Source organism: Thermococcus sp. CX2 (assembly GCF_012027555.1).
In the GTDB taxonomy this organism is placed as follows: Archaea; Methanobacteriota_B; Thermococci; order Thermococcales; family Thermococcaceae; genus Thermococcus.
This window is the reverse complement of record NZ_SNUQ01000001.1, coordinates 632,293-648,140: the sequence shown is the minus strand read 5'-3', so window position 1 is coordinate 648,140 and position 15,848 is coordinate 632,293. Positions and strand designations below refer to the sequence as shown.

Annotated in this window: 13 protein-coding genes and 1 tRNA gene; 9 read left to right on the top strand and 5 right to left on the bottom strand. The window is 53.2% G+C overall.

Features of this window, described 5'->3' with window-relative positions; all coding sequences use genetic code 11:
• Positions 1-121: 121 nt before the first annotated feature.
• Together E3E23_RS10110 and E3E23_RS03545 are read left to right on the top strand one after the other, a co-directional pair.
• Positions 122-1,819 (top strand): 1,4-alpha-glucan branching protein, encoded by a 1,698-nt coding sequence (locus E3E23_RS10110; RefSeq protein ID WP_167906336.1) that lies wholly within the window; start codon positions 122-124, stop codon positions 1,817-1,819.
• A gap of 343 nt (positions 1,820-2,162) precedes the next feature.
• The gene (locus E3E23_RS03545; RefSeq protein ID WP_167906678.1) at positions 2,163-2,480 is read left to right on the top strand and encodes a P-II family nitrogen regulator; all 318 of its coding nucleotides are present in this window, start codon (positions 2,163-2,165) and stop codon (positions 2,478-2,480) included.
• On the opposite strand, the gene E3E23_RS03540 is transcribed toward E3E23_RS03545, so the two are convergent.
• Positions 2,477-3,205 (bottom strand): alpha-glucosidase, encoded by a 729-nt coding sequence (locus E3E23_RS03540; protein ID WP_167906335.1) that lies wholly within the window; start codon positions 3,203-3,205, stop codon positions 2,477-2,479. The genes E3E23_RS03545 and E3E23_RS03540 overlap by 4 nt on opposite strands.
• A gap of 156 nt (positions 3,206-3,361) precedes the next feature.
• Positions 3,362-4,945, bottom strand: a complete 1,584-nt coding sequence (locus E3E23_RS03535; protein ID WP_167906334.1) for a sodium-dependent transporter — start codon at positions 4,943-4,945, stop codon at positions 3,362-3,364.
• Between the two features lie 623 nt (positions 4,946-5,568).
• Here E3E23_RS03535 and gdhA point away from each other — a divergent pair.
• The gene (gene gdhA, locus E3E23_RS03530; protein WP_167906333.1) at positions 5,569-6,831 is read left to right on the top strand and encodes a glutamate dehydrogenase; all 1,263 of its coding nucleotides are present in this window, start codon (positions 5,569-5,571) and stop codon (positions 6,829-6,831) included.
• A gap of 119 nt (positions 6,832-6,950) precedes the next feature.
• Here the strand turns inward: gdhA and E3E23_RS03525 are convergent, their stop codons facing one another.
• Positions 6,951-8,114: a hypothetical protein gene (locus tag E3E23_RS03525; protein WP_167906332.1), complete on the bottom strand. Its 1,164-nt coding sequence runs from the start codon at positions 8,112-8,114 to the stop codon at positions 6,951-6,953.
• 112 nt (positions 8,115-8,226) lie between these two features.
• Here E3E23_RS03525 and psmB point away from each other — a divergent pair, with 112 nt between their 5' ends.
• The 6 genes from psmB to E3E23_RS03495 all read left to right on the top strand — a co-directional run bounded on the left by psmB (position 8,227) and on the right by E3E23_RS03495 (position 13,404).
• On the top strand, positions 8,227-8,838 hold the full coding sequence (gene psmB, locus E3E23_RS03520) for an archaeal proteasome endopeptidase complex subunit beta (protein ID WP_167906331.1): 612 nt from the start codon (positions 8,227-8,229) through the stop codon (positions 8,836-8,838).
• Between the two features lie 10 nt (positions 8,839-8,848).
• Positions 8,849-10,795: a beta-CASP ribonuclease aCPSF1 gene (locus E3E23_RS03515; RefSeq protein WP_167906677.1), complete on the top strand. Its 1,947-nt coding sequence runs from the start codon at positions 8,849-8,851 to the stop codon at positions 10,793-10,795.
• Positions 10,796-10,800: 5 nt separating this feature from the next.
• Positions 10,801-12,135: a pyridoxal-phosphate dependent enzyme gene (locus tag E3E23_RS03510; protein ID WP_167906675.1), complete on the top strand. Its 1,335-nt coding sequence runs from the start codon at positions 10,801-10,803 to the stop codon at positions 12,133-12,135.
• Between the two features lie 39 nt (positions 12,136-12,174).
• Positions 12,175-12,528: a hypothetical protein gene (locus tag E3E23_RS03505; RefSeq protein ID WP_371807513.1), complete on the top strand. Its 354-nt coding sequence runs from the start codon at positions 12,175-12,177 to the stop codon at positions 12,526-12,528.
• Positions 12,529-12,532: 4 nt separating this feature from the next.
• Positions 12,533-13,216 carry a ribose-5-phosphate isomerase RpiA gene (gene rpiA, locus E3E23_RS03500; protein ID WP_167906330.1) on the top strand — a complete coding sequence of 228 codons (684 nt, stop codon included), beginning with the start codon at positions 12,533-12,535 and terminating at the stop codon, positions 13,214-13,216.
• 100 nt (positions 13,217-13,316) lie between these two features.
• Positions 13,317-13,404, top strand: a tRNA-Leu gene (locus E3E23_RS03495).
• Positions 13,405-13,545: 141 nt separating this feature from the next.
• On the opposite strand, the gene upp is transcribed toward E3E23_RS03495, so the two are convergent.
• Complete coding sequence (gene upp, locus E3E23_RS03490; RefSeq protein WP_167906329.1) at positions 13,546-14,214, bottom strand: uracil phosphoribosyltransferase; 669 nt, start codon at positions 14,212-14,214, stop codon at positions 13,546-13,548.
• 171 nt (positions 14,215-14,385) lie between these two features.
• Complete coding sequence (locus E3E23_RS03485) at positions 14,386-15,837, bottom strand: MATE family efflux transporter (RefSeq protein WP_167906673.1); 1,452 nt, start codon at positions 15,835-15,837, stop codon at positions 14,386-14,388.
• Between the last annotated feature and the right edge of the window lie 11 nt (positions 15,838-15,848).

Below are 15,848 nucleotides of genomic sequence, written 5' to 3'. Positions count from 1 at the left end.
CTCACCCGAAGAGATTTCGCGGTTGAGTTTAAAGGGTTGCTGGCTGATTTCGTCTCCCCAACGAAAAATCAAAGGTTAAGGTTAAATAGTCGAACGTACATAACACTCTAGGTGATATATAGTGAAAGGATACCTAACCTTTGTTCTCCACACCCACCTCCCCTATGTGAGGAAGCATGGAAAATGGCCGTTCGGTGAGGAGTGGCTCTACGAGGCTATGAGCGAGACCTATCTGCCCCTGCTTATGGAGCTTGAGAGGCTGAAGGCTAAAGGCATGAAGTTCAGGCTGGTCATAAACGTCACGCCGGTTCTCGCCGAGCAGCTGGCCGACGACTATATCAAGCGTGGCTTTGAGGAGTACCTGGCACGCAAGCTGAAAGCAACAGAGGAAGATCTGAGGAGTGGAAAGTACGACGAGAAAGCTGTAAGCTTCATGCTCGACCACTTCAGAAAAGTCCACGACTACTGGAAAGCTATCAACGGCGACATCATAGGAAAGCTCCGCGAGCTTCAGGAGGAGGGCTACATCGAGGTGATAACTTCAGCGGCGACCCACGGTTACCTGCCCCTGCTTGGCAGGGACGAGGCCATACGCTCTCAGCTCGCCAACGGCATTTTAACCTATGAGAAGCACTTCGGCAGGAAGCCTAGGGGGATATGGTTGCCCGAATGCGCCTATAGGTCCGGGGGAGAATGGCCACTGCCCGGCGGAAAGAAGGTGCAGAGACAGGGAATCGAGAAGTTTCTCGAGGAGTTTGGTCTTGAATACTTCTTCGTGGAGAGCAACCTAATTGATGAGGGACCCGTAACGAAGGAGTACGGTGAGGTAACGCTGGCCGAGACTGAGAAGAGCACACTCAGGCCTTACTGGATTAAGGGAAGCAACATTGCGATCTTCGCCAGAAACCGCGAGGCTGGCCATCAGGTCTGGAGTGCCCACTTCGGCTACCCCGGTGACTTCTGGTACAGGGAGTTCCACAAGAAGGCCGAGGAGAGTGGCGGCCAATACTGGCGGGTAACGGGCAAGGACGTCGACCTCGGTGATAAGGAGTTCTACGACCCTGACAAAGCTATGGAGCGCGTTGAAGAACATGCGAGAGACTTCGTCTCGCTGATTGAGCGCCTCCTGACGGAGCATGAGAAGAAGTTCGGCGAAAAAGGCATAATTGTCTCGCCCTACGACACAGAGCTCTTCGGCCACTGGTGGTTTGAGGGGGTTAAGTGGCTTGGAAGGGTTCTTGAGCTCATGGCAGAGTGTGAGATAAGGACGACGACGCTTTCAGAATTTCTCGATAGCTACTCTGGCGAGAGGCACAAGATAGAACTTCCCGAGGGTTCCTGGGGCAAGAATGCGGACCACTCGACATGGTGGAACGAGGAGACGGAATGGACCTGGGAGTACGTGTATTCAGCGGAGGACAGGATGGTGGCGCTGGCGACTAAATACTACGGTAAGGACCGGCTCGCTGACAGAATTCTGGAGCAGCTCGCAAGAGAACTCCTCATCTTGGAGGCGAGCGACTGGCAGTTCCTCATCACGACGGGTCAGGCGAAGGAGTACGGTAAGAGGAGGGTTCTCCTCCACGCGAGTGACTTCCACAGGCTGGCCAACGAGCTTGAGATGTACATGAAGACCGGGCAGTTTGACTTCAAGCTCCTTGAGGAGCTCGAAGAGCGTGACAATCCGTTCCGGCCCATCATCATTGCTCACTACGTGAGCGGGAATCCCCCTGAGGTTCCGGAATACGTTGAGCCGCCTGAGGTTCCGCCTGAGAAGAAGGAGGAAAAACCCGAAGAACTCGTCAAGATGGAAGAGTAGAGGACCTATGCGAGGGAGGTTGCCAAAGCCCTTGCCCAGAAGCCCAAGAGAGGGACGGGGAGCCGCAGTGTTATCAAGGAAAGAGGCGTTGACTCTTCCCTGATGGTGAGAGAGGCGAAAGCTGCCCTCAAAAGGCGAAGCGGATCGGCGAGAGAATGAGAAAACTCCCAGAAAGCCCGAAAGTAACCTGCTTAAGATAAAGGACATCGGGCCAAAGACGCTTGCCAAGCTGAAAATGGCGGGTATTTTGTGAGACAGATTAGGTGATACTTGTTTTTGACCTTTTTCTTTGAATTTTCGAAAGCTTTTTCGGGAGTTTTTCCAAAATATCATTGTGATACCCATGAAGAAAGTTGAGGCAATTATCAGAAACGAGGACCTTGATAGGGTTAAGAGCGCCCTCAAGCAGCTTGGTATAATTCCTCTGACGGTCTATCCCGTCCAGGGGCGCGGCGTTCAGGGTGGAGTTCCTCCCTACGACTTGCTACCGAAGGTGAAGATTGAGATTGTCGCCAAGGACGAAGACCTTGAGAAGATTATAGACACCATCGTTAGAAACGCGAGGCGCGGAATTCCGGGAGATGGAAAGATATTCGTTCTGCCCGTTCACGATGCCATCAGAGTAAGAACTGGAGAGAGGGGCAACGAGGCCCTCTATTAAAGGAACGCGTGCCTGTGCTTGTAGAGCATGTAGCTCGCATAGCCGAGCAGGATTAGGCTTGCCGCTCCTAGGAGGGTTATCAGTACAGCTATTCCCTGTGCGACAGCCAAGCTCTGCCCGAGAGCCTCCGCTATCCTCGTAAGCTCCCCCTCGTTGGTTAGGGCGTATATGCCATAGCGTATTGAGAATGCCCCCATGACCATCGGAATCGGCATGACGGCGAAGGAGAGCATCAGACCGAGGCTTCCCCTTTTCCTCAGGCTGAACATAGCTAACAGGGTTGGGATTATCAGGATAAGGGCCGTTACCGCGTATACTGGGCCAAAGATGCCTGAAACGACGTAGAACGGTATCATTCCGAACAGGAATGCCCTGTATGCCCTTTGGAGATCTTTCACTTTTCCGGCAAAGTCGTAGGGGGCAGCCTTTGAGTACCTGTTTATCATGCTCACAGACTTCATGTACTCCTTCTCGCCCATCTTTTCGATGAACCTGTCATTGGTGTTGTTCTTCAGCTTGACAGCCCTCTTGAGGAAGAAGTTGGCCAGCTCCTGGTTGTCGATGGCAACGTTCTCCGACAGTTCCATGAAGTTCCTCCTCGCCTCCTCGAGGAGCTTTAGGGCCTTCTGTTTATTTTTATCTGAGAGCTTGGTGAGGGAGTTAACTTTTTTCTCAGTATCTTCAATTGTCTGCGCTACATCTCGCAGAATCTCTTGACTCTTCATAAAAGCACCTCCAAAAGGTAAAAGAAAAGGGAGCTTTAAGCCTTTTGCTCCTTTTCGGCTTTGAGGAGCTTGCTAATGCTCCACCACATTAAGATAAATATCGAACCCCATGCAAAGGCCAGGAAGGCCAACGCACCCGTGTCCATCTCGACCACCTCAGATCTTTATGATGACCTCGTTCTTTGCCAGCTCCTCGCCGTACTTCTTCTTGATGGCCAGGTATGCCTCGATGGCGCCGATGACGAGGATTATGAGGATCACTATCCTGGCCCTGGTGATGAGGCTGATGACTTCTGGGGTGTAGTCGTATCCAAGTATCTGAGTGACATAGTACTCCGATACTGAGAAGGCTCCGTTCCTTATGTAGTCCCAGGTGTTGCCACCCAGGAGGAACAGCATGAACAGCGGCGCTATTATGGTCATTATCGGCTTGTACCACTCCGGAACGTTAATGTAAGCACCCTTGTGGAGCTCCTTCCAGAAGTTATCGGGCTTGAAGAGCCACACTGCAACTATGATGTCGAAGAGACCGAGCAGCACGAGGAAGTAGGAACCAACCCACATGTCGAGCTCGCTGAGGTACGCTAGGGTGCTGTCAAGGGCAACTGGCAGTCCAAGCAGGAACAGGAACACGAAGACGACCCAGGTGCCGACCTTCCTCTCGATGTGAATGTCCTCCTCGAGCATGGCGACGAGGTAGTTGTAGGTGGCTATAGCTGAAGTGAATCCTGCGAACCAGAGCAGGAGGAACCACATGGCACCGAATATCTGACCTGCCGTCATGTTGGCGAAGACGTTCGGAAGGGCCATGTATGCGAGACCGACACCGCCCTTGACTGCCTTCTCCGGACCGAGATAGGCGAAGGCTATCGGTATGGCGAGCGAACCACCGAGGATGACCTCTGCGAACTCGTTGAGCGAAACCGTGGCTAGACCTGAGAGGGCAACGTCGTCCTCAGGGCCGAGGTAGGAAGCGTAGTTGTGGATGATACCCATACCGAGGGACAGGGTGAAGAATATCTGTCCCGCCGCTGCCAGGCTTATCTTGAAGAAGTTCTCCCTGAGTACTGTGAAGTCTGGCTTCCAGATGTACTCAAGACCTGCTATGGCGCTCCACTCTGGCTTAACCGGTGAACCGAGGGTAAGGGCCCTGATGACCAGGAGTATAGCGAATACATATAGGACGGGCATCATGACCTTGACCCAGCGCTCGATACCTTTACTGACGCCCTGTCCAACGGCTATTCCAAGGAAGAGCATCGTCAGTCCCCAGAAGAACAGCACTGCCTTGGTGTTGGCGACGTAGTCGAGGAAGAACTGGACGGTGTCCTTTCCGAAGTAAGCACCGGTGAGGCTGTAGTAGGTGTACGCTGCTGACCAGCCTATGACCTGGTAGTAGTATGAGCTAAGCAGGGAAGCGACAGAGAAGGCCAGCATTCCACCGATTATACCGAAGATTAAAGCCGTTCTTGGCTTGAGGCTCTCCCTGGCCATGAGGTAAAACATTGGCCCGATTGTACCGTGTCCGTACTTACCACCGTAGCGACCAGTGGTCCATTCAATCCACATCACTGGAATTCCAAGGAATACCAGTGCTATGAAGTACGGTATCATGAAAGCGCCGCCACCGTTGCTAGCTAGCTGGTATGGGAACCTCCAGAAGTTTCCGAGACCGATGGCATTTCCAGCCATGGCTAAAATCAAACCAATCTTTGTTGCCCATTGATCCCTCTGCTCCAAGCCTTTCACCTCCGTTCTTAAATGGATGGACAACAAACCCCCGTGCACTGTTACGGGGTATTATGTATAGCATATAACATTCTATAAAAAGCTTTCTGCTGCCTTTTTTCGACAAAAGACGATTTGCTTAACCGTGAAATGGTTGAAATTTAATTCTTATATATCTTTCAGTACGTTAGTGTCTCGTAATTAGAAAATGGTCATTGTGACAATGTTCTACCGGATAGTTAAAAAGGGCGACAACATCCGGCTGACCTCCCAATGGGCATTTGCGAAGGGTTAATATATGTATAGAATATGACAAACGAATGCCCGATGACTGGAACAGAGAGTGAGCTGACGGGATGATGACCGACTTCTCGCTGAGGGCATCCCGTTTCAATTTTGTTTCATTCGTTCTTATTCAACCGTGTCCCTTAATGTTCGTCAATGTATAAAAAATCTTGGATGTACAGCCTTGTTTTTGCCCTAAAATTTCGGCAGGTTTTTTCTTTTGGCCGAAAATTTCCGTATATAACTTTTTGTTTGAAATTGGCCGTTCTCCTGCCTCCTTTAGCGAAAGATTTATATATGTGACCGTCGTAACCCGTATCGCAAATTACCGAAACCTGAGGTGGTAAAAGATGGTCGAGATAGACCCGTTTGAGATTGCGGTTCAGCAGCTCGAGAGGGCTGCCCAGTATATGGACATAAGCGAAGAGGCTCTCGAGTTCCTTAAGAGGCCTCAGAGGATTCTCGAAGTCAGCATCCCTGTTGAGATGGATGACGGTTCTGTTAAGGTCTTCACCGGTTTTAGGGTTCAGTACAACTGGGCTCGCGGTCCGACCAAGGGTGGTATCAGGTGGCACCCTGAGGAGACCCTTGGTACCGTCAAGGCTCTCGCCGCTTGGATGACTTGGAAGACCGCCGTTATGGACCTCCCGTACGGTGGAGGTAAGGGTGGTATCATCTGCAACCCGAAGGAGCTCTCCGACAGGGAGAAGGAGAGGCTCGCTCGCGGTTACATAAGGGCTATCTACGACATCATCAGCCCGTACACCGATGTTCCCGCTCCTGACGTTTACACCAACCCGCAGATCATGGCCTGGATGATGGACGAGTACGAGGCCATCAGCAGGAGGAAGACCCCGGCCTTCGGTATCATCACCGGCAAGCCGCCGAGCGTCGGTGGTATTGTCGCCAGGATGGATGCCACCGCCAGGGGCGCTGCCTTCACCGTCAGAGAGGCCGCCAAGGCCCTCGGATGGGACACCCTCAAGGGCAAGACCATCGCCATCCAGGGTTATGGTAACGCCGGCTACTACATGGCCAAGATCATGAGCGAGGAGTACGGCATGAAGGTCGTCGCCGTCAGCGACAGCAAGGGCGGCATCTACAACCCGGACGGCCTCAACGCCGACGAGGTCCTCGAGTGGAAGAGGAAGAACGGCAGCGTTAAGGACTTCCCAGGCGCCCAGAACATCACCAACGAGGAGCTCCTCGAGCTCGAGGTCGACGTCCTCGCTCCGTCGGCCATCGAGGAGGTCATCACCAAGAAGAACGCCGACAACATCAAGGCCAAGATCGTTGCCGAGCTCGCCAACGGTCCGACCACCCCGGAGGCCGACGAGATCCTCTACGAGAAGGGCATCCTCATCATACCGGACTTCCTCTGTAACGCCGGTGGTGTTACCGTCAGCTACTTCGAGTGGGTCCAGAACATAACCGGTGACTACTGGACCGTCGAGGAGACCAGGGCCAAGCTCGACAAGAAGATGACCAAGGCCTTCTGGGACGTCTACAACACCCACAAGGAGAAGAACATCAACATGCGTGACGCCGCCTACGTCGTCGCGGTCAGCAGGGTCTACCAGGCTATGAAGGACCGCGGATGGGTCAAGAAGTGATTTCTTGCCTCCTTTCTTCTTAATTCTCTTCTTGCCGTTTGGCTGTCCTCTGCTTTGAGATCCTGATGTGGCCTCTACGGGACAATTTCTTTGGCGAAAAATTAGGATAGAAGAGAGATCTAAGCTTTCGCCCAGTAGTCCTTTTCCTCCACCATCGCCCTTATCATCTCGTCCTCGTCCTTGAACATGGTTCTGCGTGACGGGTTCTGCATGCCGTAGAACTCCATGAACGGACTCGGACGCCTCTCGAAGGGATAGTAGAGGTATATGGCAGCGAGCGTTCTGTAGGCTTCGGCCATTTCGCTGATAACCCCTGCAGAGACTCCTTCCGCGTAGTGATACACCGCTATTGCCTTGCTGACATCGACCAAGTTGAAGTCCCTCTCCACGAGCTGTCTTCTTAGAATGTCGGTAGCCTGCTCTATGTCCTCCCTGTCGAGTTCCTCAACTTCCTCGCCGTCGAGCAGGTGCTTGATTTTAATCCTCCTTATGGATGGGTCTTTAGCTACTTGGTTGTCGTACTCGGCGACCACCCACCAGTCGTCGAGGGCGCCAGGGTCGAGAACCGTGAAGTGCTTGCTCAGCTTGTCGTAGAAGTCCCTGACGCGGTGGTAGTACTCATTCTCGTGGCCCGTCATCGGGTAGCTGAGATAGATGAGGGGCTTCTCATTCTCCCTGAAAATCAGGTTGAGGAAGACCTCGTGTGGGTGCCTTATGCCGAACTGGAGGACGTAGCGGACTTCAAGGCCTTCTTTCTTCAGCTCGTGGACGAGGGTCTTCACGTGGTTTATGGCATCCTCACGCCACATGACGAGGGTTGTCAGCTTTATGTTCTCGGGGTCTTTGCCGAAGCGCTCGAACCACTCGGGGTCGTTTATTATCCTCCGCCTGACGGAGAGCACGTCGTCCAGGACAATTATCACCCTGTTCGGTCTGAGGAGCTTAAGATTGCTCGTGGTGAACCCTAGGACGCTCCCACTTCCCCAGCGGAAGAGGCTGGGAGTTGAGACAAGGTGATACTTCTTGTCGCTTTCATCTATTTCCTTTCTTATTCTATTGAATGCTTCGTCCCTTATCTCGTTCATCAAATCCTGATGGCTTATTGCGAAATCTAGAACGTTCTTGCGCGTGATTTTAACGCCGAGCTCCTTGCCGACTTCCCTTATGTAGTCAAAAACGTGATAGTATACGTAGCTCTCCCCTTCGGCGAGCTTGAGGGCCTCGGTTATATATTCGTCCCTGCCGTTGAGCGGCGGGCCAGTTAAGAGTATAACTTCCTTCATTCTACCACCCCACTGCCCCCTCTTTTGGGACGAAACCTTTAAATACTATTCCCCTAAACCGCACTTGTAGAGGTTCTTCTATTCTAAAAGCAGACCAACAGGGGTGTTGTAATTGGCTGAAAAGCTAAAAGGAACGACTACAGTCGGCATTGTATGTAAGGACGGCGCGGTGCTGGCAGCGGACAAGAGAGCGTCCCTCGGCAACATGATACTGTCCAAGGACGTCACCAAGGTATTCCAGATAGACGACCATCTTGCCCTGGCGGGTGCAGGGAACGTTGGGGATATTCTGGCTCTGGTTAGGCTTCTCCAGGCTGAGACCAGGCTTTACAGGGCCAAGGTTGGAAGGGAGATGAGCGTTAAGGCACTCGCTACCCTCACTGCGAACATCCTCCACGGGAACAGACTCGTGCCGTACTTTGGATGGTTCTTAATAGCCGGCTACAATGAGAATCCCGCGCTGTATTCTGTCGATATGGCGGGCGGCGTTACCGAGGACAAGTTCACCGCGGCTGGCTCCGGAATGGAGCTCGCCTTTGCGGTTCTCGAGAATGAGTACAAGGATGATATGACTGTTGAAGAGGGCGTTAAGCTCGCCCTCAAGGCGATAAATATCGCCACCAGGCGCGACGTTTTCACGGGTGATGGGATAACCCTCATAACCATAACAAAGGAGGGCTACAGAGAGCTGAGCAAAGAGGAGATAAAGGCTCTTCTAAAGTGAGGTGGTGGCTTTGATAAGGAGAGAGACCTTCGTTGATGACATTCTACGCGATATAAAAGCAGTAATTTCCCAGATGGTTCCTAAGGAGGCAAGGATTACGGACGTTGAGTTCGAGGGGCCGGAGCTGGTTATTTACGTCAAGAATCCCGAGGCCATAATGCAGGACGGTGAGCTGATAAAGAACCTCGCCAAGGTGCTCAAGAAGAGGATAAGTGTAAGGCCTGATCCAGACGTTCTCCTCCCACCTGAGCGCGCGGAGGAGATGATAAAAGCTCTCGTCCCGCCTGAGGCCGAGATAACCAACATAAGCTTTGATCCATCTGTCGGTGAGGTTCTAATAGAGGCCAAAAAGCCGGGTCTCGTCATTGGAAAGAACGGCGAGACGCTTCGTTTAATCACTCAGAAGGTTCACTGGGCGCCGCGCGTTATAAGGACACCGCCCATACAGTCCCAGACGATTTACTCAATCCGGCAGATCCTTCAGACTGAGAGCAAGGACAGGAGGAAGTTCCTCAGGCAGGTGGGCAGGAACATCTACCGCAAGCCCGAGCTCAAGAGTGAGTGGATTAGAATCACGGGCCTTGGAGGCTTCCGTGAGGTTGGCAGGAGTGCGCTGCTCGTCCAGACCAACGAGAGCTATGTGCTGGTCGACTTTGGTATCAATATAGCTGCCCTCCGCGACCCAAAGAAGGCCTTCCCGCACTTCGACGCGCCCGAGTTCCGCTACGTCCTGGATGCAGGCCTTCTTGATGCCATAATCATAACCCACGCCCATCTCGACCACAGCGGTTTGCTGCCCTACCTCTTCAGGTTCAACCTCTTCGACGGGCCGATATACACGACCCCGCCGACGAGGGACCTGATGGTGCTCCTCCAGAAGGACTTCATCGAAATCCAGCAGATGAGCGGTATGGAGCCTCTCTACAGGCCGAAGGATATCAAGGAGGTCATCAAGCACACCATAACCCTTGACTACGGTGAGGTCCGTGACATTGCCCCGGACATGAGGCTTACGCTCCACAACGCCGGCCACATCCTTGGTTCGTCCATAGTCCACCTCCACATAGGCAACGGACTGCACAACATAGCCATAACAGGCGACTTCAAGTTCATCCCCACGAGGCTCTTCGAGCCAGCCGTGAGCAGGTTCCCCCGCCTGGAGACCCTCGTGATGGAATCGACTTACGGTGGAAGCAACGACTACCAGATGCCGCGTGAGGAAGCCGAGAAGCGCTTGATAGAGATCATACACCAGACCATCAGGAGGAAGGGCAAGGTCTTGATTCCGTCGATGGCCGTCGGTAGAGCCCAGGAGATAATGATGGTGCTCGAGGAGTACGCGCGCGTCGGCGGCATAGACGTGCCCATTTACCTCGACGGAATGATATGGGAAGCAACCGCCATACACACGGCCTATCCGGAGTACCTCAGCAAGCACCTCCGCGAGCAGATATTCCACGAGGGCTACAACCCGTTCCTCAACCCGATATTCAAGAGCGTCGCCAACAGCAGGGAGAGGCAGGACATCATAGACAGCGACGAGCCGGCGATAATCATAGCGACATCGGGCATGCTCGTTGGTGGGCCGAGCGTTGAGTACTTCAAGCAGCTCGCTCCCGATCCGAGGAACAGCATGATATTCGTCAGCTACCAGGCAGAGGGAACGCTCGGAAGGCAGGTGCAGCGCGGCCTGCGTGAGATCCCACTGGTCGGTGAGGATGGCAGGACAGAGGTCGTTCAGGTCAACATGGAGGTTTACACCATCGATGGCTTCTCCGGTCACGCAGACAGACGGGAGCTCATGAGCTACATTGCCCGCCTCAGGCCAAGGCCAGAGAGGGTCATCACCGTCCACGGAGAGGCGCACAAGTGTCTCGACCTCTCAACGAGCATCCACAAGAAGTTCGGTCTCAGCACAAGGGCTCCGAACAACCTCGACGCGATCAGGTTGAAGTGATGGAAATGCGGGTGAAGTGCCCCTCCTGTGGGAGGGTCTATTCCTCCCTTATTCCCCCTAAGTGCTCCTGTGGGGCGTCCTTGACGATAACCTACGACTACGAGTCCATAGACGTTTCCAAGTGGAGGAACCGTGTTAAGGGTGTCTGGCGCTATAGGGAGCTTCTTCCGGACGTCAAGGAAGTTGTGAGCCTGAGTGAGGGTGGGACTCCCCTTTTGAAGGCTAAATTGGGGGAGGAGCTGGGCCTAAACGTCTTCATCAAGGACGAGACGAGGAACCCGACCGGTTCCTTCAGGGACAGGCTCGTTAGTGTGGCTGTTTCACACGGTTTGCCCTACGCTGAGAATGGTTTTGTCGTTGCCAGCAACGGAAACGCTGCGGCATCGCTTGCCGCATACGCTGCACGTGCCGGCAAGGAGGCCTATACAGTTGTCCCAAAGCTTATAGAGAAGTGCAAGCTCACTCAGATAGCGGCCTTCGGGGCGAGGATAATACGATACGGCGAGAGCGTTGACGAGGGCATAAGTTACGCCGATGGACTGGCCGAGGGCAAGGGGCTCTACAACGTCACGCCCGAGAGGAACGTAGTGGGCCTTGAGGGGCAGAAGACAATAGCCTTTGAGCTGTGGGAGGAGCTTAGCCCTACGCATGTGATAGTTCCTACTGGGAGCGGCAGCAACCTCTACAGCATCTACAAGGGCTTTAAAGAGCTCCTCACCATCGGGGCCATCGATGAGATGCCCAGGATGATAGCGGTTCAGGCTGAGAGGTGCTCACCCATAGCGAGTGAGGTGCTTGGCATCGAGCCTAAGGCAGAGCCGACCAAGGCACTTGGGCTGTACGTAAAGAACCCGCTCACGAAGGAGCTGGCGTTGGAGGCCATACGTGAGAGCGATGGGACAGCTGTTCTCGTGGGGGAGGATGAGCTCGATCTCGGTGAGAGGTTGCTCGCGAAGGAGGGCATCTTTGCGGAGTATGCATCCGCTGTTATAGTCCCGGCTCTTCTCAAGCTTGCCGAGGAGGGCTACTTTGATAGGGACGATAGAATAGCCCTTATAGTGACGAGTTCTGGCCTTAAGGGCCATTATTCCGAGAGCAGGGAGAAGTTTGCGATTGGTGGCACAAAACTGGAAATCCTTAAGCTCCTTAGTGGGAGGAGTATGTACGGCTATGAGATTTGGGAGGCCTTGGAGAAGCCCCTCAAGTATCAAGCGGTCTATCAGCATCTCCGCGAGCTGGAAAGCCTCGGTCTGATAGAGGAATCCTATCGGAAGGGGAGGCGGGTCTACTACGGCATAACCGAGAAGGGCAGGAAGTTCCTCGAGACACTCTCCGCTTAACGGAAAGGTTTTAAACCATCTTTTAAAAGCTAACCGTAGGTGAAGAACGTGGGGCTGACAGTTGAACATAAGTTTTCACTATCAGTATATCTGTGGGGACTGATCACTGGGTTAATCAGTGGAATAGCAGCGGCAAAGGTCCAATACGGCTGGCTGCTCGGCGTTGCTCTGTACTTCGTCATCGACAAGTTCGTTCTGGCACTCATAAAGGAGCTGCCGTCCGAAATTGAGGACGAAAGAATGGTGCTTAAGAGAGCCTTCTGGGGCTGGTTCCTGTTCTGGCTCTACTTCACGATGCTCAGCTACACTATCATGATAAACTTCCAGCCGGTGTTCTACTCGAACCAGAGCCTGCTCTATCAAATCACCCATAACGGAACGGTGACGGGGTGAGCAGATGGAGGAGCTGAAGAGAGCGGTTGCTAAAGAGGCTTTGAAGTTCATCGAGGACGATATGATAGTGGGCCTTGGAACAGGCTCCACTACGGCCTACTTCATCGAGTATCTCGGCAAGCTCATAATGGAAGAGGAACTCGAAGACGTCTACGGCGTCCCGACGTCCTATCAGGCAAGACTATTGGCACTCGAGTACGGCGTTCCAGTTGTTGGCCTGGATGAAGTTGATGCTATAGACATAGCCGTTGACGGCGCCGACGAGGTTGACCCCAACCTGAACCTGATAAAGGGCCGCGGGGCAGCGCTGACAATGGAGAAAATCATCGAGTACCGTGCGGGAACGTTTCTCGTGCTGGTGGACGAGAGCAAGCTCGTAGAGAGGCTCGGTCAGAAGATGCCAGTGCCCATAGAGGTCATCCCAGCCGCGTGGAGGGCCATAAAGGAGGAACTCGAGGTCTTCAACGCCACAGCCGAGCTCAGGATGGCCAGCAAGAAGGACGGGCCGGTGGTCACGGAGAACGGAAACTTCATCCTCGACGCGAGGTTCCACCGCATCGACGACCCGCTAGACCTCGAGATAGAGCTCAACAACATTCCGGGCGTAGTTGAGAACGGCATATTCGCTGACATAGCCGACATAGTCCTCGTTGGCACGAGGGAAGGCGTCAAGAGGCTCGAGCGCTGAGCTTTTTCTGTTTTCTGTCTCTCAGCTTTTACCGAGTTTTGTCGGGACGTTAAATTTATAAGTTCGCCTTTAGTTATTCCTTCTGACCGCGCTTTTGGGCGCGGGGGTTGCCGAGCCTGGTCAAAGGCGGTGGACTCAAGATCCACTCCCGCAGGGGTTCCGGGGTTCAAATCCCCGCCCCCGCACCATCACAGCCCTTGCCAACACAAAGTTTTTGACTGATTAAGGTTGGCATGTCATTCTAAAACTGCCAGTTCTTCAAGGGGTCTATTCTTCATTTGGCGGTTTTACAGTGTTTTACTTAAACAATCTAAAAGAGAAGAAGGGCTTCAAAGCTTAATCGGCGCTCCAAATGCTCTGTCTCCGGCATCGCCAAGGCCTGGCAGGATGTAGCCCTTTTCGTTGAGCTCCCTGTCTATCGCCGCGACGAACATCTCCACGTCGGGGTGAGCTTCCTTTATCCTGCTTATTCCCTCTGGAGCGGCCAGGACGCCGACGATGACGTAGCGCTTGGCCTTTCCGTACTTCTTGACCTCGTCGAGAACCTTAATCAGCGTTGAGCCCGTCGCTATCATCGGGTCGGCTATGATGACTGTGTCCTTCTCTGTTATCTGGGGTACCTTGACGTACTTCATCTCTATTTCGAACTTCGGAGCCTTGCCGCGGGAGGCCGAGACGATGCCCACGCGGGCGTGGTCGAGAACCTTGATCAGACCTTCCATCAGCGGAATCGCGGCCCTGAGAACTGTTATTATGACAACGTTGCGCCTGTCAGTGATGAGGACTCCGTCAGTCTCCTCGAGGGGCGTCTTTATTCTGATTCTCTCTGTCTCCATAGTCTTGGTTATCTCGTAGGCCATGTAGCGCCCAAGCTTGACGAGTCCCTTTCTGAAGGCTATAGGCCCAGTCCTCTCGTCCCTGAGCTCGGTTAGGATCTCCATAATAAAGGGCGAGTCCTCAAAATGGTAAACTCCAGTCCAGCGTTCGTCCCTGATCATGCCATCACCAGGAAGGGGTTGGGGGAGGGGTTTATTAGTCTGACTCCTGATTTGATCTGCTGATTGTATCCTCTGATTCTAGACTCGGATTTCGCTTAAAATTTCCAAGAGAGTTTAAAAATTCTTGGTCTTTACTCAGAACAACAGAAAATGTTTCGGAAACGTTTTGATTTATTCCACTCTTCCAATGACCCTCCGCATCCAGGTGCCCTTCATGAACCAGACTAAAGCCACTCCAGCCGTTATAAAGTTGCTCATGCCCATGCCAAAGAACACTCCCTTGCTCGTGAAGTTGAAGAGCTCGGCCAGCGGAATGTGGACGCTGATTGTGTGCCCAAGCAGGACGAAGCTGAAGGCCAGCGCTGGTATATAACCAAAGGCGTAGCTCATCGGTATCCTCAGGCCCCAAAGGCGGAGTATGCTTAAGGTCATGCTCTTTTTCGTGTGACCTGCACTCCTGAAGACGTTGGTAACTACTACGAAGATGCCGTTGAAGAATGGGACAGAAATTAGGAAGTACTTGAGAACGATTTCACTCTCGGCTATAACTGCTGGGTCATTGAGAAAGACCCGGAAAACCTCCTCTCTGAATATGCCGATCAGGAGAACCGAGAAAGAGGCTATGGCAAAGTTTACCATCATTGTCCTCTCGGCTATCCTCTTGGCCCTCTCGTACTGCTCCGCACCGACGTTCTGGGCGACCATCGTGCCCATTCCCATGCTTATTCCCCTTGATATGCTCGTGAGCACGTTCACGAGGCGGGTGGTGATTATGTAGGCAGCGTAGGCGACGTCGCCGAAGCCGAAGATTATTCTCGTCAGGATGACGAACCCGAAGTTGTTGGCAGACTGGCCGATGCTCGAGGGCAGTCCGATGCGGAATATTTTACTGTAGAATCCCAAATCCGGTTTGAGGTTCTCCGGAGTGAGGTGCACGCCAACCTTACCAGTGAAGAGCAAGTAGGCACCTATGAGTGAGCCAATGCTGTTAGCTGTTATCGTGGCTAGGGCGGCTCCAGTGACCCCCATTTCAGGAAAGCCGAACCATCCGAATATTAGGATGGGGTCGAGGACTATGTTTACGGCCACCGTCAGGAGGTTGAGCTTCATCGGTGTTTTGGTGTCACCGACGGCCCTTAGGAGAAAGCTGAAGGCAAAGCTGGTGAAGGCAAAGGGTATGCCGAGGAATATTATCCTCGTGTAGCTCAAAGCATATGGGTAGACACTCACTGAAACGTGCATGAAGCGGAGTGCATAGGGTGTCGCGAAGTAGCCGAATATCCCGACAAAGGTGGCAAAGATTAGCACGAGGGAGTAGAGTGAACCCGCAGCTCTGTTCGCTTCTTTGTATCTCCCGGCCCCTACGTACTGCCCGACGAGTGCAAAGCCTGCCGTGGCAAAGCCCATGCCGAGGGCCATAAGGGTTCCTATCATAGGCCAGGCAGTTCCTGGAGCTGAGAGTTCTGCCCTTCCAAGCTTGCCGAGCCAGAATGTGTCGGTGATGTTGTACAGAACCTGCACTAAGTTGTTGATTATGAGCGGAAGCGAGAGAGACAGAAGCGTCTTCTCAATGGGCCCGTGGAGAATTTCCTCGCGCGTCCTCTGAACTTTGGAGTCCCTCATATTCAATCAGA

Excerpts from the sequence above, each read along its gene's own strand:
- E3E23_RS03540 (WP_167906335.1), bottom strand. The coding sequence starts at position 3,205 with ATGAAGAGTCAAGAGATTCTGCGAGATGTAGCGCAGACAATTGAAGAT.
- E3E23_RS03525 (WP_167906332.1), bottom strand. The coding sequence starts at position 8,114 with ATGAAGGAAGTTATACTCTTAACTGGCCCGCCGCTCAACGGCAGGGAC.
- rpiA (WP_167906330.1), top strand. The coding sequence starts at position 12,533 with ATGGAGGAGCTGAAGAGAGCGGTTGCTAAAGAGGCTTTGAAGTTCATC.
- E3E23_RS03485 (WP_167906673.1), bottom strand. The coding sequence starts at position 15,837 with ATGAGGGACTCCAAAGTTCAGAGGACGCGCGAGGAAATTCTCCACGGG.
- E3E23_RS03545 (WP_167906678.1), top strand. The coding sequence starts at position 2,163 with ATGAAGAAAGTTGAGGCAATTATCAGAAACGAGGACCTTGATAGGGTT.
- gdhA (WP_167906333.1), top strand. The coding sequence starts at position 5,569 with ATGGTCGAGATAGACCCGTTTGAGATTGCGGTTCAGCAGCTCGAGAGG.
- E3E23_RS03510 (WP_167906675.1), top strand. The coding sequence starts at position 10,801 with ATGCGGGTGAAGTGCCCCTCCTGTGGGAGGGTCTATTCCTCCCTTATT.
- upp (WP_167906329.1), bottom strand. The coding sequence starts at position 14,214 with ATGATCAGGGACGAACGCTGGACTGGAGTTTACCATTTTGAGGACTCG.